This window comes from Ramlibacter aquaticus, assembly GCF_015159745.1.
Classification (GTDB): domain Bacteria; phylum Pseudomonadota; class Gammaproteobacteria; order Burkholderiales; family Burkholderiaceae_C; genus Ramlibacter; species Ramlibacter aquaticus.
The window spans coordinates 1-21,910 of sequence record NZ_JADDOJ010000036.1; the positions used below are offsets into that span (position 1 = coordinate 1).

The window sequence follows — 21,910 nt, forward strand, 5'->3', positions numbered from 1 at the left end:
TTCCCGCCGAGCTCTGCCCGGCCGGGGACGGGTCGGACAGTGGCGGGCGTCAACCTCGGCTTTGTGGCGTACCCCAGCAAACGACGCGCAGCCATCACAGCCGTCACCCCTCGCGTCTGCCGCGTCCGCCCATGCTGGCGGTGGCTGCTACTTCTGGCGCTGCAGCCCTGAGCATGCTGGGCGTCAGGGCGGCGTGGAGTGGCAGCGCGAAGTCGGATACGCGGAAAAGCCGGAGCCTCCTGTCCGGCGGAGGGGTCGGGGTGATGTGAACACGCCGACAACCGTAGGGGGACGCGACCACCGCACCCAAGGTGCCAGAGCGCTCCACCCGTGCCGGGGCTGGCGCCAGCGCCGCCCAGGTCAGGCGCGGCGCATCCAGACCAGGCAGCGCTCGGCGTCCAGGCCCGGCACCACCAGCTGTTCCACGTGAAACACGGTCACCTCGGGCGGCAGGGCGGCCCGCTCGGCGTCCGGGCTCTTGCCCTTCATCGCCATCCAGACGCCCTCCGACGCCAGGGCCTGGGCAGTGACAGCGACGAAATCAGCCAGCGACGCGAAAGCCCGCGAGGTCACCAGGTCGTACGGCCCCGCCAGGCTTTCGGCCCGTGCATGAACGCCGCGAAGCGTGGGGATGCGCAGCGCGCCCGCCACCTGTTGCACGAACGCCGCCTTCTTGGCCACAGTGTCCACGCAATCGACCTGCACGCCCGGCACGCACACCGCCAGCACGACCCCGGGCAAGCCCGCGCCTGAGCCCGTGTCCATGATGCGCAGCGCCCTGCCCTGCGCGTGCCGCAACACGGGCCCGACCACGGAGAGGCTGTCCAACAGGTGGTGCGTCAGGATTTCTTCGGGCGTGCGCAAGGCGGTGAGGTTGTAGGCCTTGCTCCACTTCTGCAGCAGTTCGGCATACGCCACGAGCTGGTCGGCCTGCCGCTCGTCCAGATCCAGGCCCAGCGAATGGGCCCCGGCCAGAAGTCCGGCCCGCATGTCGAACGCCATCAGGCGAGAGCGACCGTCTCGGGGGCGAAACCCTTGAACCGGTTCTTCTTGAGGTGCACCAGCAGCAGCGAGATCGCGGCCGGCGTCACGCCCGAGATGCGCGAGGCCATGCCCAGGGTCTCGGGCCGGTGCTTGCTCAGCTTCTGCCGCACTTCGATCGACAGCGCCGTCACCTGCAGGTAGTCCAGGTCGGCCGGCAGCTTGAGGTTCTCGTAGTAGGCCGCCCGCTGCACCTCGTCCTTCTGCCGCTCGATGTAGCCGGCGTACTTGGAGCCGATCTCGATCTGCTCGACCACGGGTTCGAACTGCGGGCCCAGCGTTTCACGTGAAACATCGGCGCTGGCATAGGCGCCGCCGTTCATGCCGACGAGGTCGGCGTACCGGACGTTGGGCCGGCGCAGCAGGTCGGCCAGGTTGTGCTCGTGCTCGATGGCCTTGCCCAGCACGCGCTCGGACTCGGCGGCCGGCAGGCTGCGCGGGTTGACCCATGTCGACTTCAGGCGCTGCATCTCACGCTCGATGGCGTCACGCTTGCGGCTGAAGGCATCCCAGCGGGCGTCGTCCACCAGGCCCAGCCGGCGGCCGGCTTCGGTCAGGCGCAGGTCGGCGTTGTCCTCGCGCAGCTGCAGGCGGAACTCCGCCCGGCTGGTGAACATGCGGTAGGGCTCGGTCACGCCCTTGGTGATGAGATCGTCCACCAGCACGCCCAGGTACGCCTGGTCGCGCGCCGGCAGCCAGGGCTCGCGGCCCAGGCATTGCAGCGCCGCATTGGTGCCGGCAAACAGGCCCTGCGCCGCGGCCTCTTCGTAGCCCGTGGTCCCGTTGATCTGGCCGGCGAAGAAAAGGCCCTGGATCGCACGCGTCTCGAAGCTGGACTTGAGCCCCCGCGGGTCGAAGTAGTCGTATTCGATGGCGTAGCCCGGGCGCAGGATGTGCGCGTTCTCCAAGCCCGGCATGGAGCGCACCAGGGCGTACTGGATGTCGAAGGGCAGGCTGGTCGAAATGCCGTTGGGGTAGATCTCGTGGGTGCTCAACCCCTCCGGCTCCAGGAAGACCTGGTGGCTGTCCTTGTCGGCGAAGCGGTTGATCTTGTCTTCCACGCTGGGGCAGTAGCGCGGCCCCACGCCCTCGATCTTCCCCGTGAACATGGGGCTGCGGTCGAAGCCGGAGCGGATGATCTCGTGCGTGCGCTCGTTGGTGTGCGTGATCCAGCACGGCACCTGCTGCGGATGCATGCCGGCATCGCCCATGAAGCTGAAGACCGGCACCGGGTCCAGGTCGCCGGGCTGGGCCTCACATTTCGAGAAGTCGATGGTGCGGCCATCCAGCCGGGGCGGCGTGCCGGTCTTCAGTCGGCCCTGCGGAAGCTTCAGTTCCTTGAGCCGCGCGGACAGCGAGACGGCCGGCGGATCCCCCGCCCGGCCCGCCTGGTAGTTCTCCAGCCCGACGTGGATGCGGCCGTCCAGGAAGGTGCCGGCCGTCAGCACCACGGCACGGCCACGAAAGCGAATGCCCACTTGCGTCACAGCGCCCACCACGCGGTCGCCTTCCACCATCAGGTCGTCCACGGCTTGCTGGAACAGGGTGAGATTGGGCTGGTTTTCCAGCCGGCGGCGTATGGCGGCCTTGTAGAGGATGCGGTCCGCCTGGGCGCGGGTGGCGCGCACGGCCGGGCCCTTGGACCCGTTGAGGATGCGGAACTGGATGCCGGCCTCGTCCGTGGCGATGGCCATGGCGCCCCCCAGCGCATCGACCTCCTTGACCAGGTGCCCCTTGCCGATGCCGCCGATGGACGGGTTGCAACTCATCTGCCCCAGCGTCTCGATGTTGTGCGTGAGCAGCAGCGTGCTGCAGCCCATGCGGGCTGCAGCCAGGGCGGCCTCGGTGCCGGCATGGCCGCCGCCGACGACGATCACGTCGAATTCTTTGGGGTAGAGCATGGGTGCGCCGCGCAAGCGCCTGGGGGGATGACCCTCGATTTTACGTCCGGGGCCCCAAGGGCGCGACGCCGGGCCGGCATGGCCCCCAGCCTCGCCTGCCACGCTGTACACGCAGGCCTGCAGCCGGGCTGCGGGCCTTAAGCTGCGGCCCATCCACAGCCCTTCCAGCCCCGCCCATGAAACTCCTCGTCTTCGCCGGCAGCACCCGCCAGGCCTCCTGGAACCGCAAGCTCGCCCACCAGGTGGCCGAGATCGCCGCCGAAGCGGGCGCCCAGCCCACGCTGCTGGAACTGGGCGACTACCAGGTGCCCATGTACAACGCCGACCTCGAGGCCGAGGGGACGCCACCGGACGTGATGCGGCTGAAGGAGGCCATGGCCGCCCATCCCGCCTGGATCGTGTGCACACCGGAGTACAACGGCAGCTATCCCGCGCTGCTCAAGAACACGCTCGACTGGGTGTCCAGCCCCGTCAAGGGCGATCCGGTGTGGTCCAACGGCCTGCGGGCCACCCGCGGCAAGGTGGTGGGCGTGCTCAGCGCCTCGCCGGGTGCGCTGGGCGGCCTGCGCTCGCAGTCCCACCTGGTGCCCCTGCTGTTCAACCTGCAGTGCTGGGTGGCGCCCGCCACCTTCGCCCTGTCGCAGGCGGCCTCCGCGTTCGACGCGTCCGGCCGGCTGGCCCAGGACGCCGCACGCCTGCGCGTGCGGGCCGTGGTGGATGAGGTGCTGCGCGCCGCGCAGCGGCTGGGCGCGCCCTGAACCTGGCGGGGGCGGGGCGCCCTCCCCCGCGCCTGTCAACTCCAGGACAACGCAGCGACGGGCCGCGGGCCCACAATGGCTGTCCCCATCCCGCAAGGAGACAAGCATGGAAATCGCATCCCTCAAGCACGTGGTCAGCGAGGACGAATGGAAGCTGCGGGTGGACCTCGCGGCCGCCTACCGGCTGGTGGCGCTCTACGGCTGGAGCGACCTGGTGTTCACCCACATCTCGGCCCGCATCCCCGGCCCCGAGCACCACTTCCTCATCAACCCCTACGGGCTGATGTTCGACGAGATCACCGCGTCCTCGCTGGTCAAGGTCGACCTGCACTGCAACAAGGTCATCGACTCCCCCTTCCCGGTCAACCCGGCGGGCTTCACCATCCACAGCTGCATCCACGAAGTGCGCGAGGACGCCGGCTGCGTGCTGCACACGCACAGCCGCGCCGGCGTGGCCGTGAGCGCGCAGAAGCACGGCATCCTGCCGATCAGCCAGCAGAGCACCTTCGTGCTGGGCTCCCTGGCCTACCACGGCTACGAAGGCGTGGCCCTGCGCGGTGACGAGAAGCCGCGGCTGCAGGCCGACCTGGGCCACAAGAACTACCTGGTGCTGCGCAACCACGGCCTGCTCACCGTGGGCCGCACCGTGGCCGATGCGTTCCTGCACATGTACACCTTCGAGAACACCTGCCGCATCCAGGTCGACGCGCTGGCCGGCGGCAGCGAGCTGACCTTCGTGGACCCGCAGATCATCGAAAACATCGGCGAGGTGTTCAAGACGGCCACCAGCGGCCAGGGCGCCAACATCGCGTGGCCCGCGCTGCTGCGCAAGCTGGACAAGGTGGACCCGGGCTACAAGAACTGAGCGCAGGCCGCGCTTGCGCCCGGCCTCACTTCCCGAACAGCCCCTTCAGGGCTCCGCCCACGCGGTCGCCGATGCCGGCGCCCGCCCCGGTGCCCAGGCCGGGGGCGATGGCGGTGCCGATGGCCGCCCCCACCAGCGCACCCCGGCTCAGGGTGACGCTGGGCGCATCCAGCGTTCCGCCCACCACCAGCGGCACGCCCAGGTTGCCCCCGGCGGACGCGTTGGTGAGGCTCACCGTGACGTGGCCCGAGAGCTGGCGGGCGCTCGACGCCGCCACGCTCCCGCTGGCCGACAGGGCCCCCGAACTCGCCACCAGGTTGTCCAGCTGCAGCGCGCGGCCCCGCGTGGCCAGCCGCCCGGCCAGCGTGTCCAGCCGCGTCTCGCCGCCGCGGTTCAGGCCTACGGTGCGCACCGCCTGCGCAAGGTCGATGCCGTGCAGCACCGCGCCCCGCACGGTGAAGCGCGAATCGGTGTGCAGCGACTCGGGCAGGCCGGCGAGCTCGCCCTGCAGCTCGGTGTGCGCGTCCAGCCGGCCACTCAGGGTGCGCGAGGGCACGGTCAGCGCGGAGACCTCCACGCCGGCGGTGTCCAGGCTGCCGACCAGGCGCAGCCCGCGCCCTCCCGGTCCGGGCGCCTGACGCAGCGTGCCCTGCACCGTGCCGCCCGCCAGCTTCACCTGCAAGGCCCAGCCGGCGTCCTGCCGGTCGAGCTGTGCGTCGACGACGATGCGGCCGCCGCGCTCGTTGACCCAGGCCACGTCCTCCAGCCGCACCCGCTGCGGCCAGGGCATGGGCGCAGCGGCGCGCGGGCCGGCAGTCGCCTGAGGTTCATGGGCCCCCGGTGCCGGCTGTGCGCGCGCGGCCAGGGCCGCCAGCGCCTGCTGGGGCAGCACCGCATGGCGCAGCAGCAAGGTCTGCACTTCCAGGCGCCGCTGCAGCAGCGGCTGCCAGGCGGGCTCCAGCGCCAGGCGGTCCAGCGTGAGCGGCGGCTGGCTGCCCAGCACCAGCCGGTCCAGCGCCACGCCCGGAAGCGGCCACAAAGCGACCGACAGCGCACCGATCTGCACCGGCACGCCCAGCGCGGCCGCGAGCTGCTGCTCCACCCGGCCCTTGAAGTCCGCGGTGCCTATCCACACGCGCGCCAGGATGAGCAACAGCGCGAGCAGCAGCACCAGCGCGCCGGCGAGCGCAACCATCCCCTTGATCCAGCGTGTCATGCCGGCATTGTCACGAACCCGGACCCGGCAGGGAATCCCGGTGCCCGCTAGCATCCACAGCTTCCCAACCGCATGCGCGCGAAAGACACACCCATGAAGCTCTACTACTCCCCCGGGGCCTGCTCGCTGTCGCCCCACATCGTGCTGCGCGAAGCCGGTCTCGCCTTCGAGCCGGTGCTGGCGCCCACCAAGACCAAGAAGCTGCCCGACGGCAGCGACTACACGGCGGTGAACCCGCTGGGCTACGTGCCCCTGCTGGAGATGGACGACGGCGCCCGCCTGCGCGAAGGCCCGGCCATCATCCAGTACGTGGCCGACCAGGCCCCGCACAAGAACCTCGCGCCGGCCAACGGCACCCTGCAGCGCTACCGCCTGCAGGAGTGGCTCACCTTCATCGGCACCGAGCTGCACAAGACCTACTCGCCGCTGTTCAACCCGGCGTTCAGCGACGACACCAAGAAGTTCTTCAAGGACAAGCTGGCCTCGCGCTACCAGTGGGTCGAGAAGGAACTGGCCGGCAAGGACTACGTGATGGGCGACCACTTCACCGTGGCCGACGCCTACCTGTTCACCGTCACGCGCTGGGGCAAGGCCATGAAGCTGGACTTCGGTGCCACGCCCCACCTGGACGCCTGGATGGCGCGCGTCGCCGCGCGCCCCGCGGTGCAGGAAGCCCTGAAGGCGGAAGGTCAGGCCTGAGGCGGCGCCAGGGGCCGCTGGCGCCACGCCAGCAGCGCCCCCAGCCACAGGGCGCCGGCTGAGAACACCAGCCCGCGCGCGAGGCCGCCCGGGCCGTCGGCGATCCAGCCCACCACCGTGGGCCCCACGATCTGCCCGGCGGCGAAAACGATGGTGAAGGCACTGATGCCACCGGCCCACTGCGCCGGCGGCAGGTTGTGCCGCACCAGCGCCGTGGTCGACGCCACGACCGAGAGGAACACCCCGCCGAACAGCAGGCCGGACACCAGCACGGCCTCCCAACGCGCCGTGAGCGCCGGCACCAGCGTGGCCGCGCCCAGCAGGGCGTTCAACAGCGCCAGAGCGCCGCCGCCGCGCGCGCGGTCCAGCAAGCGCGCCCAGATGCGCGAGGACGCGATCGTGGCCACGCCCAGCAGCGCATAGAAGAGCGTGATGCGCGCCGGCGCCACGCCCTGCTCGCGCAGCAGCGCGATGACGAAGGTCATGTAGCCGATGTAGCCGACGCCGAAGAGCGCGTAGCCCGCCAGCCCGAAACCGAAGCCGCGCCAGGCCAGGCGCGGCGCCGGCTGGCCCGCCGCCGCCGCGGCCGGCGGCGGCGCGATGCGGGGCAGCTGCGCCGCCGGCCAGGCCAGCGCCAGCGTCGCGGCGAAGCAGGCCAGCGACAGCGCCCACCAGGCCCAGGCCCAGCCATGCGGCCGCCCGGCGGCCGCCTGCAGCAGCGCGGGCACCAGCAGCGCGGACAGCGCGATGCCCAGCCCCGTGCCGCCATAGAACAGCCCCAGCAGGAAGCCGCTGCGCGCGGGCTGCACCGCGCCCAGCCGCGCCGCCATGAGGCCGCCCGCGATGAAGAGCAGCGCGCTGGCCATGCCCGCCAGCACGCGCTGCACGAGCAGCAGGCCGGCATCGGTGAAGAATCCGGAAAGGCCCATGAACAGGCTGGACAGCGCCGCGCCCGCGAGCAGCACGCGCGATGGCCCGAAGCGGGCCATGAGCCGCGGCGTGGCCAGCGCGCCCAGCAGGTAGCCCAGCGCATTGCCCGTGTTCATCGCCCCGGCCAGCGTGTAGCTCCACTGCAGGTCGGCGCGCATGGGCGGCAGCAGCAGGCCGTAGGCGAAACGGGTGATCCCCAGCGACACGGCAGCGCCCAGCGAGAGCACCAGCGCCAGCAGCACGGGGGACGGCGGACGGGCGGGGCTGCGAAGCTCTGGCATGCGAAGCATTGTCGTGGATCAAGTGGGGCCGTCTGGGTACCGGTTTGGTTACTGCACGCCTGCGGCCAAGCCGCTACGCTTGATGGATCTGATGCACAACAACAAGGACTGCGCTTTCATGACCTCTTCCCTGTTCTCTCCCCTGCGCGTCGGCCGCATGGAGCTGCCCAACCGCATCGTGATGGCCCCGCTCACGCGCAACCGCGCGCCGGACGCCATCCCCACGCCCTTGATGGCCGAGTACTACGCACAGCGCGCCAGCGCGGGGCTGCTCATCACCGAAGCCACGGCGATCAGCCACCAGGGCCAGGGCTATGCCGACGTGCCCGGCCTCTACGGCACCGAGCAGCTCGACGGCTGGCGCCGCGTGACCGACGCCGTGCACGCGCGCGGCGGACGCATCGTCACGCAGCTGTGGCACGTGGGCCGTGTCTCGCACGTGGACCTGCAGCCCGACGGCCAGAGGCCGGTGGCGCCCTCGGCCATCGCCGCGCGCACCAAGACCTACCTGATCAAGGACGGCAAGGGCAGCTTCGTGCCCACCTCCGAGCCGCGCGCGCTGGCCGCCGAGGAGATGCCTGGCATCGTGCACGACTTCCGCCACGCGGCGCGCCACGCGGTCACCACCGCCGGCTTCGACGGCGTCGAGGTGCACGGCGCCAACGGCTACCTGCTGGACCAGTTCCTCAAGACCGGGGCCAACCAGCGCAGCGACTACTACGGCGGCTCCATTCCCAACCGGGCGCGCCTGCTGCTGGAGGTGATGCGCGCCATCGTCGACGAGATCGGCGGCGACCGCGTGGGCCTGCGCCTGTCGCCCGTCACGCCCGCCAACGACGTCACGGACGAGAACCCGCAGGCCCTGTTCGAGTACGTGATGAAGCAGCTCGCACCGCTGCACCTGGCCTACATCCACATCATCGAGGGCAGCACGGGCGGCCTGCGCGAACTGCCCGACCGTCCCTTCGACTACGAGGCCATGAAGCAGGCCTACCGTCGCGCCGGCGGCCATGCGGCCTGGATGGTCAACAACGGCTACACGCCCGAGATGGCCGAGCAGGCGCTGGAACACGGCGCCGACCTGGTCGCCTTCGGCAAGGCCTACATCGCCAACCCGGACCTGGTGGAACGCCTGCGCGCCAAGGCGCCACTCAACACGCCGGACACCGCCACCTTCTACGGCGGCGGCGCCAGGGGCTACACCGACTACCCCACGCTGGGACAGGCCTGAAGGCGGGCGGGGCAGGCGTCTTTACATGGGCGTGACCCCCGGCTCACCCCGGCGACACAGGCGCGCACCAGACTTCCATCACGGCCCAAGGCCCATGACGGGCCCGGCCGAGCCACCGAAAGGACGGACACGATGAGAAACGCTCCCAAGCACCTGCTGGCGGCGATGCTGCTGGCCACCCTGGCCGCCGCCGCCAACGCCCAGACGCCGCCTTCGCCCCCGCTTGCCGGCGCGGGCCCCGGTGGGCCCGGCGGCCCCGGCATGATGATGCCGCACCATGCGGACCCGGCGAAGATGGCCCAGCGCCGCGCCGAGCACCTGGCCCGGCTCAAGCAGAAGCTGCAGCTCACGCCGGCCCAGGAGCCGGCCTGGCAGGCCTTCACCGCGGCCATGCCGCAGCCGCCGGCCCAGCGCCCCGACCCGGCCGAGATGGAGAAGCTGAGCACGCCCGAGCGCCTGGACCGCATGAAGGCCATGCGCGACGCGCGCGCCGCCGACATGGACCGCATGAGCGCGGCCACCAAGAGCTTCTACGCCCAGCTGACGCCGCAGCAGCAGAAGGTCTTCGACCAGTCGGCCATGCCCCGCCACGGCGGCTGGCACCACGGCGGCAACTGAGGGCCCGCGCGGCGCCGCTCAGAAGCGCCGCGCGTAACGCAGCAGCAGGAAGTTCTCCCCGGGGTTGGGCTCGCGCAGCCCCGCGTTGGAGACATGCATCAGGCGCAGGCTGATCTCCTGCTCACCGGCCGCCCCGAAGCTTAGGCCCAGGCCCAGCGTGTCGACGAAATTCCACGTCGTGCTGAACTGCTTGCGCTCGCGCCGGTAGCGCCTGTCGTTCAGGCTCAGCCCGGCGCCCGCTTCGATGAACCAGGGCGAGGCGCCGCCCGCCCACCGCCAGCGCAGCATGGGCGACACGGCCAGCTGCGTGAAGCTGGCGTGGCCGCCGCCGGGCTCGCGCGCCCGCCAGTGGGCCAGCCAGGCCTCGGTCGCCACCGACCAGGACGAGTCCGCTTGCGCAGGCGCGCCCGCGCCCTTCCACGGCCACCACGCCCCCAGCGCGGCCATGGCGGTGCCGTGCACGCTCACCCCGCCCTCGGCCAGGTAGGCGCCGCCCGGGCGCCAGTCCTGCGCCAGGGCCAGCCCCGGGAACACCAGGGCGGCACCGGCCAGGAACGACGCGACGCGAGGCGGCATGCAGCGACTGTGGCAGCGCCGGCTGCCGAGCCGTGCGCGCCGGCTGCAAATCAGGCGCGGCCCGTCATGCACATGCGGCGGGCGCTGCCAGGGCCCATCGCCGGGCGCCTACAGCGCCGGTGCGTCCCACCCGCCTGCAAGGCCCGCGCGTAAGCCGCAAGGGCTTGCCGTCCTACAGGGGCGCCACGGGCCGCACCGCCTAATGGATCGCTCCTACAACCATGACCCGCGCGATGACCGATCCCCAGGCCAGCGCCCCGGCCATCACCGTCATGACGGTGAACATCCACAAGGGCTTCACCACCTTCAACCGCAGGTTCATCCTGCCCGAGCTGCGCGACGCGGTGCGCACGGTGGGGGCGGACGTGGTGTTCCTGCAGGAGGTGATGGGCACCAACGGCCACCACGCCAAGGCCGAGGCCGTGGACGAGCCGCACTACGAGTTCCTGGCCGATGAGATCTGGCCGCAGTACGCCTACGGCCGCAACGTGGTCTACCCGCGCGGCCACCACGGCAATGCGGTGATGTCCAAGTTCCCCATCGTGCACCACGCCAACCACGACGTTTCCATGCCCGGACCCGAGAAGCGCGGCCTGCTGCATTGCGTGCTGGAGGTGCCGGGCCACGCGCAGCACCTGCACGCGATCTGCGTGCACCTGGGGCTGGCCGAGTCGCACCGCCAGCAGCAGCTGGAACTGCTGTGCGAGATGGTGCGCGGCGAGGTGCCGGCCGACGCGCCCCTGATCGTCGCCGGCGATTTCAACGACTGGCGCCGGCGCGCGCACGAGGTGCTGGAGCGCGGCGCCGGCCTGCACGAGGTCTTCGTCAGTGCCTATGGGGAATCCGCGCGCACCTTCCCCGCGCGCTTCCCGCTGCTCTCGCTGGACCGCATCTACGTGCGCAACGCCTCCGTGCACCTGCCGGTGGTGCTGCCGCGCCGCCCCTGGTCGCACCTGTCCGACCACGCCCCCCTGGCCGCGGAGATCCACCTGTGAACCCGCACTGGATCGAAGGCAACCGCTTCCACCTGCTGGAGAACGGGGAGACCTTCTTCCCGCGCGTGTTCGAGGTCGTGGCCGCCGCGCGCCGCGAAGTGGTGGTGGAGACCTTCATCCTGTTCGAGGACGAGATCGGCCTCGCGCTGCGCGACGCGCTGGTCCAGGCGGCGCGCAACGGCGCGCAGGTCGACATCACGGTGGACGGCTTCGGCTCGCCGGGCTTCACCGACGCCTTCCTGGACTCGCTGCAGGAGGCCGGGGTGCGCCTGCATGTGTTCGACCCGGGCCGCCGCCTGCTGGGCTGGCGCACGAACATGCTGCGGCGCATGCACCGCAAGATCGTGGTGGTGGATGGCGAACTCGCCTTCGTCGGCGGCATCAACTACTCGGCCGACCACGTGGCCAGCTTCGGCCCCGAGGCCAAGCAGGACTACGCGGTGGAGATCCACGGCCCGCTGGTGGCGGAGATCCACCGCTTCACGCACCTGGCCCTGGCCCAGGGGCAACGCTGGCAGCGCGCGCGCAACTGGTGGCGGCGCCGCCGTCGCCTGCGGGCCCGGCCCGAGGACCTTCCGCGCGCGGGCGAAGCGCAGGGCATGCTCGTGGTGCGCGACAACGGCCTGCACCAGGCCGACATCGAGCGCCACTACCGCATCGCGATCCGGTCCGCGCGCGAGCGCGTGGTCATCGCCAACGCCTATTTCTTCCCCGGCTACCGGCTGATCCGCGAGCTGCGCCGCGCCGCCCGCCGTGGCGTCGACGTGCGCCTGATCCTGCAGGGCCAGCCCGACATGCCCATCGTGAAGATCGCGGCCAGCATGCTGTACCACCGGCTGCTGGGCGCGGGCGTGCGCATCTTCGAGTACTGCGAGCGGCCGCTGCACGGCAAGGTCGCGCTCATGGACGCGGAGTGGGCGACCGTGGGTTCCAGCAACCTGGACCCGCTCAGCCTGGCGCTCAACCTGGAGGCCAACGTCGTGATCCGCGACCGCGGCTTCAACGCGCGGCTGCACGAGCGGCTGTCGCACCTGATGCAGCACAGCTGCCGCCAGGTGCAGCCGCAGGCCCTGGGCGAGCTGCGGGGCTGGGCCTGGCTGCGCAGCTGGGTGGCCTTCCACTTCACGCGCCGCTACCCGGCCTGGGCCTCGTGGCTGCCGCGCCACGTGCCGCGGCTGCGGCCCGCCTCGCACGACCACCTCACCGAACCCTACACGGCCAGGAAGGGCTGAGACGACCATGCAGCGCGCCTACCCGCACGAGGTCCACCCGCCTGCCCCGCAGGGCACGGGCCCTGCGTCGGCGCCGGGCCGCGGTACACCCCCCGGGCGCGCCGCGCCGCAGGACGCGGACGCCGACACGGACACCGCCCGGCCCTCTCGCTGGCGGCGGCTGGGGCAGCTGCTCTCGGTGCTCTTCTTCGCCGCCGTGGTCTGGCTGCTGCAGCGCTATGCGCGCCACCTGGACTGGGGCGAGATCGGCCGCTCCCTGGCTGCGACGCCCACGCCCATGCTGGCCGCGGCGGTGGGACTGGCCGCCGCCAGCCACCTGCTGTACAGCTGCTTCGACCTGATAGGCCGCCGCTACACCGGCCACAGCCTCCCGGCGCCCACGGTGATGACGGTGAGCTTCGTGAGCTATGCCTTCAACCTCTGCATTGGCTCCATCGTCGGCGGCGTGGGCTTCCGCTACCGCCTCTATTCCCGCCTGGGCCTGTCCAAGGGGGTCATCACCCGCATCGTCTCCATGAGCATGCTCACCAACTGGCTGGGCTACAAGCTGCTGGCCGGGCTGCTGTTTTTGTTCCGGCCGCTGCAGCTGCCACCCACCTGGCACATGGGCAACCACGGCCTGCAGTGGCTGGGCGCTGTGCTGGTGCTGATCTCGGCCAGCTACCTGGTGGCCTGCGTGCGCAGCGGCGACAAGACCTGGACCGTGCGCGGCCACGAGCTGTACCTGCCGCCGTGGCGCATGGCCGCGCTGCAGATGGGCATCTCGGCCCTCAACTGGATCCTCATGGCCGGCATCATCTGGGTGCTGCTGGGCCGCGTGCTGCCCTACGACGACGTGCTGACCGTGCTGCTCATAGGCGCCATCGCCGGGGTGGTGGCGCACGTGCCGGCGGGCCTGGGCGTGTTCGAGTTCGTCTTCCTGGCGCTGCTCTCGCACCGCGTGCCGCAGAGCCAGCTGATCGGGGCACTGCTGGGCTACCGGGCGGTCTACTACATCGGGCCGCTGGTCCTCGCGGCCGTGCTCTACCTGGGCATGGAACTGCACGCGCGTCGCCAGCGCCGTGAGGGCGCGGTGGCACAGGAGTCCGCATGACACAGGCGCAGTTGCGCGGCGAGACCGACCTCGCGGGCTTCCACGCCGAGGTGCGGCACCTGCTGACGCAACAGGTGCCGCCCGAGGCCGTGCAATGGGAGGCCTGCGCCTGCCGCGACGACCTGTACCTGCCGCAGGACCCCAGCCCGCGCACGCCGGGTCCGGGCAAGGCCGCCGCCGCCATCGTGCCGGCCTCCTTCCTGCGGCTGTCCGAGGTGGTGCTCATGCACAGCGACCCCGGCCGCTTCGACCTGCTCTACCGCCTGCTGTGGCGGCTGGTGCACGAGCCCGGGCTGCGGCACGACCCGGTGGACCCGCAGATGCTGCAGGCGCAGCAGATGGGCCAGGCCGTGCGGCGCGACCTGCACAAGATGAAGACCCTGCTGAGCTTCCGCAACGTCGGCGCCGGCGCCGGCGGGCACCCGATGCTGCTGGCCTGGCACGAGCCCGCGCACCACATCGTGGAGGCCCTGGGCCCCTGGTTCGCGCTGCGCCATCCCGGCGCCCGCTGGGCCATCCTCACGCCCGGGCGCTGCGTCGAGTGCGACGGCCGCAGCCTGCACGTGGCGCCCGGGCTGGCGCGCGCCTTCGCACCCGCCGAGGGCGACGGCCCCGACGCCTGGCTGGCGGCCTACTGGCGGGCCTTCGACGGCCAGGCGATCGCGCTGGACCGCGCGCATGGACCGCGGGAATGACAGCGGCGCCCAGGGCTTCGCGGACCTCAAGGCCCGCACCATGGCCTGCCGCGAATGCACTATCGGCGCCCGGGCGACACAGTCGGTGGTGGGCGAAGGGGACCCGCACGCGCCGCTGATGCTGGTGGGCGAGCAGCCGGGCGACCAGGAAGACCGGCTCGGCCATCCTTTCATCGGCCCCGCCGGCCATCTGCTGTCCACCGCGCTGCACCAAGCCGGTATCCCGCGCGATCGCTGCTTCGTCTCCAACGCGGTCAAGCACTTCAAGTTCGAGCTGCGCGGCAAGCGCCGCCTGCACAAGTCGCCGGGCGTGCGCGAGATCGACGCCTGCCGCCACTGGCTGGAGGACGAGATCGCGCGGGTGCGGCCGCAGGCCCTGGTGGCGCTGGGCGCGAGCGCCGCGCGCAGCCTGCTGGGGCGCAGCATCGGCGTCACCGCCCTGCGGGGCCAGTGGCTGGCGCACGAGGACGGCCTTCCCGTGCTCATCACGCTGCACCCTTCGGCACCGCTGCGCGGCCCGCCCGGGGAGCGCGACGCCGCGCTGGCCGCCTTCGTGCGCGACCTGGCGCAGGCCCGCCGCGTCTTCGGCTGAGCAAGCGCGTACATCCGGCACAGCACGCAATTGGCAACAGAATCCACAGGTTCGCGCTGCTAAGATTCGCGCCGCGACGGCCAGCCCGTCCATGACCGCCGTCCCCGTCACGCCGAACCTGTCCCCGCATCCCCTTTTTTCCTGAATGCCCGTCGCCCTCGCAGGACGCGCCCCTGCCACCTTCGAGATCAAGAGCGCCCACCTGCCCCTGGTCTCGCTGCTGCTCAAGTCCGCTGACCTGGCTGCGCTGGCCAGCGAGCTGAAGGAGCGGTTCGGCGACATGCCCGACTTCTTCGACCGCGACCCGCTGGTGGTGGACCTGAGCCCCCTGCAGGGCGAGGACGCGATCGATTTCCCCGCCCTGGCCCAGCTGCTTCGCGGCCACCGGCTGATGCCCGTCGCAGCCCGCGGCGGCAGCGCCGCGCAGATGGCCGCGGCGCTGGCGGCGGGCCTCGCGCCCGCGCCCGACGCGGCCCCTGTCGTGAGCCGCCCGGCGGAAGCCCCGGCGCCTGCGGCCGCGCCGCCCGCCGCGGTGGCGCCCCCGCCGGCCGTGCCCAGCAGCGCGCTGGTGATCGACAAGCCGCTGCGCTCGGGCCAGCAGGTCTACGCCCGCGGCCGCGACCTGGTCGTCTTCTCCATGGTCAATCCCGGGGCGGAAGTGATCGCGGACGGCCACATCCACGTCTACGCGCCGCTGCGCGGCAAGGCCATCGCGGGTGCGCGCGGCAACACCGAGGCACGCATCCTCTCGCTCTGCCTGGAGGCAGAGCTCGTCTCCATCGCCGGCATCTACCGCACCAGTGACGTGCCACTGCCGGCCGAACTGCTGGGCCAGCCGGCCCAGGTGCGGCTGGACGGCGGCACCGCGGGCAAGCTGGTCCTGGAAGCGCTCAGGGCCTGACCCACCGAATGAAGGAAACCATGGCAAGAATCATCGTCGTCACCTCTGGCAAGGGCGGGGTGGGCAAGACCACCACCAGCGCCAGCTTCGCCTCCGGCCTCGCCCTGGCGGGCCACAAGACCGCCGTCATCGACTTCGACGTCGGCCTGCGAAACCTGGACCTCATCATGGGCTGCGAGCGGCGCGTGGTGTACGACCTGGTCAACGTGATCCATGGCGAAGCCAACCTGCACCAGGCCCTCATCAAGGACAAGGCCTGCGACAACCTCTTCGTGCTGGCCGCCTCGCAGACGCGCGACAAGGAAGCGCTCACGCGCGAGGGCGTCGAGAAGGTGCTGACGGACCTGGCCGGCATGGGCTTCGAGTACATCGTGTGCGACTCGCCCGCCGGCATCGAGACGGGCGCGCTGATGGCCATGCACTTCGCCGACGAGGCGCTCGTGGTGACCAACCCCGAGGTCTCCTCGGTGCGCGACTCGGACCGCATCCTGGGCATGCTGTCGTCCAAGACCAAGCGCGCCATCGAGGGCAAGGAGCCCGTGAAGGAGCACCTGCTCATCACCCGCTACAACCCCAACCGCGTCGACCAGGGCCAGATGCTCTCGCTGGAGGACATCCAGGACATCCTGCGCATCCCGCTGATCGGCGTCATCCCCGAGAGCGAGAGCGTGCTGCAGGCCTCCAACCAGGGCACGCCCGCCGTCCACCTCAAGGGCAGCGACGTCTCCGAGGCCTACAAGGACGTGGTGGAGCGCTTCCTGGGCGCCGAGAAGCCCCTGCGCTTCGTGGAGCCGCAGAAGGCCGGCTTCCTCAAGCGCCTCTTCGGGGGCCGCTGAGCCATGGCATCGTTCTTTTCATTCCTGCTCGGCGAGAAAAAGAAGACGGCCAGCGTCGCCAAGGAGCGGCTGCAGATCATCCTCGCCCACGAGCGCAGCGGCCGCAACCCCGGCCAGCCGGACTACCTGCCGGCGCTGCAGCGCGACCTGGTCGCGGTGATCAGCAAATACATCAAGATCGACCCCAACGACATCAAGGTCCAGCTTGACCGGCAAGACGACCTGGAAGTGCTCGAGGTGAAGATCGAATTGCCGGAAACCCGACCTGTCTGAACGGGCTTGCGGCACTACACTGAAGCAATGTCTTCAGTGCGCGTGACCCACCGCTACATGCACCCGGTCGACCGGGTGTTCGAGGCCTGGCTGAACCCGGCCATGGCGTCGCGCTTCTTCTTCGCGACCCGCACGGGCAGCGTCCTGCAGTGCGAGATCGAGGCCGAGCCCGGCGGCAGCTTCGTGGTGACCGACCGTCGACCGCATGCCGATGCCGACGAGAGCTTCTTCGACGCCGAGCACCGGGGCACCTACGCCGAGATCGTGCCCAACAACCGCATCGTGTTCGACTTCACCGTGGGGCCCATGGGCGCGCCCACCCGGGTCACGCTGGACTTCGTCCGCCTGGGCTCGGCCATCAGCGAGATCGTGCTGGAACACGAGCTGGGCGAGGAAGCCGACCCGCACGCCGCCTCGCGCGCGCGCCAGGGTTGGGAGCGCATGCTGGACCAGCTGGAAAAAGTGCTGGGAACGCGGCTGCGGCTGGGCTGAGGGCGCCGCCCTGCGCGCTAGCCGGAGGCCCGAGTGCGGGGCGCCGCAGGCGCGAGGGCTCAGCCCAGGGGCTTCACGCCGATCAGCAGGCCGTGCAGCACCATCGCGAACACCGCCCAGGCCACCAGGCCGACCGCCACGGTGAGCGCCGTGCCCGCGGCCGTGCCGGGCGGGTAGACCGTGCCGTTGGCGCGGTCGCGCTGGCGCGACGAACGGAAATCCAGCACGGCCCAGACCAGGAAGGCACCGAACAGCACCACGTCGGCGAGCACGCCCACCGCGAGCAGGTGGGCCAGGGCCCAGGTCTTCACCGCCAGCACCATGGGGTGGTGCAGGCGCGCCTTGATGCTGTTGCGCGGCACGTAGGCGGCGGCCAGCAGGACCATGGCCAGCACCATCAACAGCGCGGTGAGGTGCTTCATCCAGAACGGCGAGGCCCAGAGCACCACGGTGTCCGCCCGTGCCGCGCGGAAGCCCAGCACGATGAGCACGAAGCCGGCGATGGAGACCAGGGTGTAGAGACCCTTCCAGGCACCGGGGCCGATGCGTGCGACCGTGGCCGTGCGCCAGCCCTCGCCGAAGATGCGCACCGAATGCGCGCCCAGGAAGATCAGAAGCCCCAGCACCAGCATCGCCATCGCGTGTTCCCCTCGCGGTCGTCGGACCGCCAACCTCGGCGATTATGGCGGCGGGGGACGGCGTGCGCTGCGCGCGGGCTGGGCCGCATGGCAGAGTTGAACGCCAGGCGAACGGCTGACACTGACCCGACAGTCGGCCCCCTGCCTCGCGGCGCCGGCCTACAGCCGGGGCCGGCATGCTCACGCAGAGTCTGCAGTCATCGAGGATTTTCCATGGCCCGCCCGATCCGCCAGCTGCCCCGCCCCTTGCACAGCCGTGCGCTGCGCGTCCCTTCGCCGGTGCCCGTGCCCACGCCCTCGCACGAGAAGGGCGAGGAGGACCCGGACGTCTTCCGCGTCAACAAGGTGGACCGCAGCCGGGACGGCAAGCCGGCCGTGGGCAAGACCACGGCGCTGGGGAAGAAAACGGAACGCCCGGATGAAGGCCGGCCCGCGGGGCCCAGCGGGCAGAAGGAGCGGGCCCAGCACAACCGCCGGCACGCGAACAAGTAAGCGCCCTCCAGTGGACAGGCTGTTGCGCGAGGGCCGCGGGGCGGCACACTGCAGCCCATGTCCACGCCGCTCAACTACCGCCACCTCTACTACTTCTGGGTCGTCGCCAAGGAAGGCGGCATGGCCCGCGCCGCGGAGCGGCTGGACATGGCGGTGCAGACCGTGAGCGCGCAGGTGCGCATGCTGGAGCAGTCCCTGGGCCACGCCCTGCTCAAGCCCGCGGGCCGCGGGCTGGCCTTGACCGAAGCCGGCACGGCGGCCATGGCGCAGGCGGACCAGATCTTCCAGATCGGTGAGCAATTGCCGGCCGCCGTGCACGAAGCGGCCACCGGCCAGGGCCTTCGGCTGGCCGTGGGCATCGCCGAGGGGCTGCCCAAGCTGGTGGTCCGCCACCTGCTGGAGCCCGCGCTGCGTGACCCGCGCGTGCGCCTGCGTTGCGAGGAGGACGAGATCGAACGGCTGCTGGCGGACCTGGCGCTGCATCGGCTGGACGTGGTGCTTTCGGACGTGCCGCCGCCGCCCAACCCCAACCTGCGGCTGTACGGCCACAAGCTGGGGGAGGCGCCCATGGCCTGGTTCGCGCCCGCCAGCGTGGCGGCCCTCTGCGACCAACCCTTTCCGCAGTGCCTGCAGCACATGCCCATCCTGTTGCCCACCCACCAGGCGGCCGTCCGGCCCCGGCTCGACCAGTGGCTGGAACGCCACCAGCTGCGCCCTCGCCTGGCGGGCGAATTCGAGGACAGCGCCCTGCTGGCCGCCTTCGGCCGCAGCGGCATGGGCGCCTTCCCGGCCTCGCACTGGTCGCGCCAGGAGCTGCTGCAGGACCCGGACATGCGCCTGCTGGGCGAAACGCCGGAGGTGCTCGAGCACTTCCACCTGGTGTCCGCAGAACGCAAGATCCAGCATCGGCTGGTGCAGGCGCTGCTGGCCGTCCCCCCGGGCTGATCGCCACCGTGGAACAAGGCGGCCTGGGCCGCCTTGGAGAGGTCGTGGGCGATGCAGCGTGCACCGCCCTGGGCCCTGGCCCTGGATTCCAGGCGGGCGCGCCCTGAAGGCCTGCGATCAGGCTGTCTGCTGGATGCCGGCAATCATCCAGCCGCCGAAGCCCTGGCGCGCCTTGCTCAGGTGCCAGACCTCGTCCAGGTCGTCGGGCACGGCGCCCGCCTGCTCGCGGATGCTGCCCCTGAAGCGCACGCTCACCACGTAGCGTTCTGCTTCCTCGGCCACGTCGACCACCTGCGCAGTCAGGCCGAACACTTCGGTGTGTTGCACCGCCTCGCCGCGCTCGGCGATCTCGGCCCGCACGACCCCGAACATCTCGGGCGACAGGTAGTCGCGAAGGCGGTCCATGTCGCGGGCATCGTTGGCCGCCTGCAGCGCCATGAACTGGTCGCGCGCGGTGCGCTCGAAGCCCGCGGTGTCGAAGCCGGCCGGGATGTGGCCCACCGCCGCCGCGGCTGTCGCGGCTTGGCCGGCGGGCTCCAGGTGCGACCCGATCAGTCCCCCACCGCTGCCTGCGGCCGAGGACGGACGAAAGTGAACGTCCTGGACGGCGCCCGGCGCCCGGAACACACCCGGCGTCGCGGGCGGCGTGCCCCCGTAGGCCCCCGCCAGGGCGCCCCCGGATGCCGCGGCTCGCTTGCGCAACAGGAACGCGACGAGCGCCATTGCGGCCATGGCCACCAGGGCGACGCTCAGCATGCTGGCCAGCGCCCCGCCCAAGCCGAAGTGCGAGGCCAGGGCGGCGATGCCCAGGCCGGCCGCGATGCCGGCCAGGGGCCCCATCCAGCTGCGCTGGGCCCCAGCCGCCGCTGCAGGGGCCGCTGGGGCCGCCGTTGAGCCTGCGGCAGGGGTCCCCTGCCCGGGCGTGCCGGGCGTCGCGCCCGTGCCCGCCTGCTGCGCCGGCGCCGTGACGCTCTGGCGCTGCATGCCCGCCGATTTGCCGCCGCCCAGGCGCTTGGCCTCGGCGTTCATCCCGGCCGTCAGGCCCACGGCCAGCACCACGGCCATCCAGGCCAATGTCTTTCTCATCGCAAGGTCTCCTTCGCTGAAAAGCGTGAGACGCAAGGCTAGGGCGGCCGCGACACAGGAAAAAGAAGATCGATCCTGCTGGACGATCAGTAAAAACCGAAGTCTCTGCCGGGCCGGCAGCCCATACAGCTGTACAGACTCCCTTGGCGAGGAACCTAGGGACGCCGGACGCCGCCGCGCCGCCAGCACGCACGCGGCGCCCGCAACTTTTGTCTCGCTCTTTCTCTTATTTCTTCTATTTCAAATTAGTAGTAGTAGATAAGGGTCCCACCCCGCTGTGGACAACACCTCTTTCCTGAATGATTTCAAGGGCTTGGCGCCGTGACACGGCTGTGTCCAGCGGCGCTTCCGTGGTGTCTCGCAAAACTGCACAACTTGGGCGACGGGCCTTCGCCTGTGGATAACCGGGCAGTTGCGCGGGAACTTTCCCCAGGGTTGTCCTTGACCTGTGAAACAACCTGGAAGGCCGCAAGAACGGGGACTGCGAGCCCCGGATGCTCAGTGGCCGGTTCGAAGTTCCCGGACGCCACGGCCCAGCTTGCGTCGCAGCAGGGCGCGCAGGGTGACGCCATCCGCGTACCCGATGCCGGCGGCGATCTGGTCGACGCTCTGGCTGCCCGTGCGCAGCAAATGCACGGCGCGCTCGATCCGCAGGTCCTGGAAGTACGACAAGGGCGTTTTGCCCAGCACGCGCTGCAAGCGCCTGGCCAGGGTGCGTTCGCTGGTGCCCGCGGCCGTTGCGGCCTCGGTCAGCGAAAAGCCGTGCGCGAGCTGTTGCCGCGCCCAGGCTTCGAAACGCTCGACCACGGGGTCTGAATGGGCCAGGTGATCGGGGATCACGAACTGGGCTTGGGACCCGCTCGGTTCGATGAGCAGGTAGCGCGCCACCAGGGCCGCCAGGACGGGACTGCGGCTGCGGACGATGCTCAGCGCGAGGTCGATGTGGGCCAGGGCAGCGCCGGCCGTCGTGAAGCGGTCCGACGTGACGAGCATCCGCGATTCATCGAGGACGACGTCGGGAAAGCGTTGGCGGAACGAGGGTGCCAGCCACCATGAGGTGGTGGCACGCTGCCCGTTCAGCAGCGCGCTTTCTGCCAGCAGGAAACTGGCGGTGCAGGCAGCCCCCGTGCTCGCACCCTGCTGGTCCCAATGCCGCAACACCTCTGCCGCGTCGCCCACATCCTGCTTGGCAAGCCGCGCGCTGAGGGTGTCCGGCATCTTCGCGCCCAGGGCCGGGATCAGCACTGCATCCGGCACCTGGGCGCTGTGGGCCGCTACCACGGGCACCGACAGGCCTTGCGCCGTTCGCACGCGCTGACGAACCCCGACCCGCGTCAACAGGAAAGGCGCCGGCGCCTGCGCAGGCTCGAGCGTGCTCGCCAGCTGGTTGGCCGTGTCCAGCGTGTCCGTGAGGGCCGCCAGGCCGAGGTCGAACACCCCGTCGAGCACGAGCAGATGGATCAGCATGGCAAGAATGGTAGCAACGATGGCGTTCCTGCCACTGGCACATTCGTGCCGTCCCTT

At 71.1% G+C, this 21,910-nt stretch carries 24 protein-coding genes; 16 read left to right on the plus strand and 8 right to left on the minus strand.

Annotated features, from left to right (window positions below):
- Positions 1-360: 360 nt before the first annotated feature.
- Both rsmG and mnmG read right to left on the minus strand, forming a co-directional pair.
- Positions 361-990 carry a 16S rRNA (guanine(527)-N(7))-methyltransferase RsmG gene (gene rsmG / locus IM725_RS10405; protein WP_227753734.1) on the minus strand — a complete coding sequence of 210 codons (630 nt, stop codon included), beginning with the start codon at positions 988-990 and terminating at the stop codon, positions 361-363.
- Between the two features lie 11 nt (positions 991-1,001).
- The gene (mnmG, locus tag IM725_RS10410) at positions 1,002-2,942 is read right to left on the minus strand and encodes a tRNA uridine-5-carboxymethylaminomethyl(34) synthesis enzyme MnmG (RefSeq protein ID WP_193780526.1); all 1,941 of its coding nucleotides are present in this window, start codon (positions 2,940-2,942) and stop codon (positions 1,002-1,004) included.
- Between the two features lie 176 nt (positions 2,943-3,118).
- Between mnmG and IM725_RS10415 the strand changes: the two genes are divergently transcribed.
- The gene (locus tag IM725_RS10415; protein WP_193780527.1) at positions 3,119-3,700 is read left to right on the plus strand and encodes an NADPH-dependent FMN reductase; all 582 of its coding nucleotides are present in this window, start codon (positions 3,119-3,121) and stop codon (positions 3,698-3,700) included.
- Between the two features lie 106 nt (positions 3,701-3,806).
- A complete protein-coding gene (locus IM725_RS10420; RefSeq protein WP_193780528.1) occupies positions 3,807-4,565 on the plus strand; it encodes a class II aldolase/adducin family protein in 759 nt (252 codons plus the stop codon).
- Between the two features lie 25 nt (positions 4,566-4,590).
- Here the strand turns inward: IM725_RS10420 and IM725_RS10425 are convergent, their stop codons facing one another.
- Positions 4,591-5,781: an AsmA family protein gene (locus tag IM725_RS10425; protein ID WP_193780529.1), complete on the minus strand. Its 1,191-nt coding sequence runs from the start codon at positions 5,779-5,781 to the stop codon at positions 4,591-4,593.
- Positions 5,782-5,874: 93 nt separating this feature from the next.
- On the opposite strand from IM725_RS10425, the gene gstA reads away from it, so the two are divergent.
- Positions 5,875-6,480: a glutathione transferase GstA gene (gene gstA, locus IM725_RS10430; RefSeq protein ID WP_193780530.1), complete on the plus strand. Its 606-nt coding sequence runs from the start codon at positions 5,875-5,877 to the stop codon at positions 6,478-6,480.
- Here gstA and IM725_RS10435 read toward each other — a convergent pair.
- Positions 6,471-7,691, minus strand: coding sequence for a YbfB/YjiJ family MFS transporter (locus IM725_RS10435; RefSeq protein WP_193780531.1), 1,221 nt, complete (start codon positions 7,689-7,691; stop codon positions 6,471-6,473). The two genes, gstA and IM725_RS10435, sit on opposite strands and share 10 nt — an antisense overlap.
- 118 nt (positions 7,692-7,809) lie before the next feature.
- On the opposite strand from IM725_RS10435, the gene IM725_RS10440 reads away from it, so the two are divergent.
- Both IM725_RS10440 and IM725_RS10445 read left to right on the plus strand, forming a co-directional pair.
- Positions 7,810-8,922 (plus strand): alkene reductase, encoded by a 1,113-nt coding sequence (locus IM725_RS10440; RefSeq protein WP_193780532.1) that lies wholly within the window; start codon positions 7,810-7,812, stop codon positions 8,920-8,922.
- 132 nt (positions 8,923-9,054) lie between these two features.
- Entirely contained in the window at positions 9,055-9,540 is a 486-nt protein-coding gene (locus IM725_RS10445; RefSeq protein WP_193780533.1) for a Spy/CpxP family protein refolding chaperone, read from the plus strand.
- An 18-nt stretch (positions 9,541-9,558) separates the two neighbouring features.
- Here the strand turns inward: IM725_RS10445 and IM725_RS10450 are convergent, their stop codons facing one another.
- Positions 9,559-10,116, minus strand: a complete 558-nt coding sequence (locus tag IM725_RS10450) for an acyloxyacyl hydrolase (protein WP_193780534.1) — start codon at positions 10,114-10,116, stop codon at positions 9,559-9,561.
- Between the two features lie 233 nt (positions 10,117-10,349).
- On the opposite strand from IM725_RS10450, the gene IM725_RS10455 reads away from it, so the two are divergent.
- The 9 genes from IM725_RS10455 to IM725_RS10495 all read left to right on the plus strand — a co-directional run bounded on the left by IM725_RS10455 (position 10,350) and on the right by IM725_RS10495 (position 17,225).
- The gene (locus IM725_RS10455) at positions 10,350-11,111 is read left to right on the plus strand and encodes an endonuclease/exonuclease/phosphatase family protein (protein ID WP_193780535.1); all 762 of its coding nucleotides are present in this window, start codon (positions 10,350-10,352) and stop codon (positions 11,109-11,111) included.
- Positions 11,108-12,343 (plus strand): cardiolipin synthase ClsB, encoded by a 1,236-nt coding sequence (gene clsB / locus IM725_RS10460; RefSeq protein ID WP_193780536.1) that lies wholly within the window; start codon positions 11,108-11,110, stop codon positions 12,341-12,343. The genes IM725_RS10455 and clsB overlap by 4 nt, the downstream gene beginning before the upstream one ends.
- Positions 12,344-12,350: 7 nt before the next feature.
- Positions 12,351-13,436 (plus strand): lysylphosphatidylglycerol synthase domain-containing protein, encoded by a 1,086-nt coding sequence (locus tag IM725_RS10465; RefSeq protein ID WP_193780537.1) that lies wholly within the window; start codon positions 12,351-12,353, stop codon positions 13,434-13,436.
- Positions 13,433-14,131, plus strand: a complete 699-nt coding sequence (locus IM725_RS10470; protein ID WP_193780538.1) for a DUF4130 domain-containing protein — start codon at positions 13,433-13,435, stop codon at positions 14,129-14,131. The genes IM725_RS10465 and IM725_RS10470 overlap by 4 nt, the downstream gene beginning before the upstream one ends.
- Complete coding sequence (locus IM725_RS10475) at positions 14,115-14,723, plus strand: UdgX family uracil-DNA binding protein (RefSeq protein WP_193780539.1); 609 nt, start codon at positions 14,115-14,117, stop codon at positions 14,721-14,723. Before IM725_RS10470 ends, IM725_RS10475 begins: the two co-directional genes overlap by 17 nt.
- Positions 14,724-14,868: 145 nt before the next feature.
- Positions 14,869-15,624, plus strand: a complete 756-nt coding sequence (gene minC / locus IM725_RS10480; RefSeq protein ID WP_193780540.1) for a septum site-determining protein MinC — start codon at positions 14,869-14,871, stop codon at positions 15,622-15,624.
- Between the two features lie 20 nt (positions 15,625-15,644).
- Positions 15,645-16,460 carry a septum site-determining protein MinD gene (gene minD, locus IM725_RS10485; RefSeq protein ID WP_193780541.1) on the plus strand — a complete coding sequence of 272 codons (816 nt, stop codon included), beginning with the start codon at positions 15,645-15,647 and terminating at the stop codon, positions 16,458-16,460.
- Positions 16,461-16,463: 3 nt separating this feature from the next.
- Positions 16,464-16,733, plus strand: a complete 270-nt coding sequence (gene minE / locus IM725_RS10490; protein WP_193780542.1) for a cell division topological specificity factor MinE — start codon at positions 16,464-16,466, stop codon at positions 16,731-16,733.
- A 27-nt stretch (positions 16,734-16,760) separates the two neighbouring features.
- Positions 16,761-17,225: an SRPBCC family protein gene (locus IM725_RS10495; protein WP_193780543.1), complete on the plus strand. Its 465-nt coding sequence runs from the start codon at positions 16,761-16,763 to the stop codon at positions 17,223-17,225.
- Between the two features lie 59 nt (positions 17,226-17,284).
- Here the strand turns inward: IM725_RS10495 and IM725_RS10500 are convergent, their stop codons facing one another.
- Positions 17,285-17,863 (minus strand): NnrU family protein, encoded by a 579-nt coding sequence (locus tag IM725_RS10500; protein WP_193780544.1) that lies wholly within the window; start codon positions 17,861-17,863, stop codon positions 17,285-17,287.
- A 213-nt stretch (positions 17,864-18,076) separates the two neighbouring features.
- On the opposite strand from IM725_RS10500, the gene IM725_RS10505 reads away from it, so the two are divergent.
- Both IM725_RS10505 and IM725_RS10510 read left to right on the plus strand, forming a co-directional pair.
- Entirely contained in the window at positions 18,077-18,355 is a 279-nt protein-coding gene (locus IM725_RS10505; RefSeq protein ID WP_193780545.1) for a hypothetical protein, read from the plus strand.
- 57 nt (positions 18,356-18,412) lie between these two features.
- A complete protein-coding gene (locus IM725_RS10510) occupies positions 18,413-19,300 on the plus strand; it encodes a LysR family transcriptional regulator (RefSeq protein ID WP_193780546.1) in 888 nt (295 codons plus the stop codon).
- A 117-nt stretch (positions 19,301-19,417) separates the two neighbouring features.
- On the opposite strand, the gene IM725_RS10515 is transcribed toward IM725_RS10510, so the two are convergent.
- Positions 19,418-20,386 carry a Tim44 domain-containing protein gene (locus tag IM725_RS10515; protein ID WP_193780547.1) on the minus strand — a complete coding sequence of 323 codons (969 nt, stop codon included), beginning with the start codon at positions 20,384-20,386 and terminating at the stop codon, positions 19,418-19,420.
- Positions 20,387-20,884: 498 nt separating this feature from the next.
- A complete protein-coding gene (locus IM725_RS10520) occupies positions 20,885-21,853 on the minus strand; it encodes a GlxA family transcriptional regulator (protein WP_193780548.1) in 969 nt (322 codons plus the stop codon).
- Positions 21,854-21,910: the final 57 nt, after the last annotated feature.

Coding starts and splice junctions, on each gene's coding strand:
- rsmG (WP_227753734.1), bottom strand. CDS start 990: ATGCGGGCCGGACTTCTGGCCGGGGCCCATTCGCTGGGCCTGGATCTG.
- mnmG (WP_193780526.1), bottom strand. CDS start 2,942: ATGCTCTACCCCAAAGAATTCGACGTGATCGTCGTCGGCGGCGGCCAT.
- IM725_RS10415 (WP_193780527.1), top strand. CDS start 3,119: ATGAAACTCCTCGTCTTCGCCGGCAGCACCCGCCAGGCCTCCTGGAAC.
- IM725_RS10420 (WP_193780528.1), top strand. CDS start 3,807: ATGGAAATCGCATCCCTCAAGCACGTGGTCAGCGAGGACGAATGGAAG.
- IM725_RS10425 (WP_193780529.1), bottom strand. CDS start 5,781: ATGACACGCTGGATCAAGGGGATGGTTGCGCTCGCCGGCGCGCTGGTG.
- gstA (WP_193780530.1), top strand. CDS start 5,875: ATGAAGCTCTACTACTCCCCCGGGGCCTGCTCGCTGTCGCCCCACATC.
- IM725_RS10435 (WP_193780531.1), bottom strand. CDS start 7,691: ATGCCAGAGCTTCGCAGCCCCGCCCGTCCGCCGTCCCCCGTGCTGCTG.
- IM725_RS10440 (WP_193780532.1), top strand. CDS start 7,810: ATGACCTCTTCCCTGTTCTCTCCCCTGCGCGTCGGCCGCATGGAGCTG.
- IM725_RS10445 (WP_193780533.1), top strand. CDS start 9,055: ATGAGAAACGCTCCCAAGCACCTGCTGGCGGCGATGCTGCTGGCCACC.
- IM725_RS10450 (WP_193780534.1), bottom strand. CDS start 10,116: ATGCCGCCTCGCGTCGCGTCGTTCCTGGCCGGTGCCGCCCTGGTGTTC.
- IM725_RS10455 (WP_193780535.1), top strand. CDS start 10,350: ATGACCGATCCCCAGGCCAGCGCCCCGGCCATCACCGTCATGACGGTG.
- IM725_RS10465 (WP_193780537.1), top strand. CDS start 12,351: ATGCAGCGCGCCTACCCGCACGAGGTCCACCCGCCTGCCCCGCAGGGC.
- IM725_RS10470 (WP_193780538.1), top strand. CDS start 13,433: ATGACACAGGCGCAGTTGCGCGGCGAGACCGACCTCGCGGGCTTCCAC.
- IM725_RS10475 (WP_193780539.1), top strand. CDS start 14,115: ATGGACCGCGGGAATGACAGCGGCGCCCAGGGCTTCGCGGACCTCAAG.
- minC (WP_193780540.1), top strand. CDS start 14,869: ATGCCCGTCGCCCTCGCAGGACGCGCCCCTGCCACCTTCGAGATCAAG.
- minD (WP_193780541.1), top strand. CDS start 15,645: ATGGCAAGAATCATCGTCGTCACCTCTGGCAAGGGCGGGGTGGGCAAG.
- minE (WP_193780542.1), top strand. CDS start 16,464: ATGGCATCGTTCTTTTCATTCCTGCTCGGCGAGAAAAAGAAGACGGCC.
- IM725_RS10495 (WP_193780543.1), top strand. CDS start 16,761: ATGTCTTCAGTGCGCGTGACCCACCGCTACATGCACCCGGTCGACCGG.
- IM725_RS10500 (WP_193780544.1), bottom strand. CDS start 17,863: ATGGCGATGCTGGTGCTGGGGCTTCTGATCTTCCTGGGCGCGCATTCG.
- IM725_RS10505 (WP_193780545.1), top strand. CDS start 18,077: ATGGCCCGCCCGATCCGCCAGCTGCCCCGCCCCTTGCACAGCCGTGCG.
- IM725_RS10510 (WP_193780546.1), top strand. CDS start 18,413: ATGTCCACGCCGCTCAACTACCGCCACCTCTACTACTTCTGGGTCGTC.
- IM725_RS10515 (WP_193780547.1), bottom strand. CDS start 20,386: ATGAGAAAGACATTGGCCTGGATGGCCGTGGTGCTGGCCGTGGGCCTG.
- IM725_RS10520 (WP_193780548.1), bottom strand. CDS start 21,853: ATGCTGATCCATCTGCTCGTGCTCGACGGGGTGTTCGACCTCGGCCTG.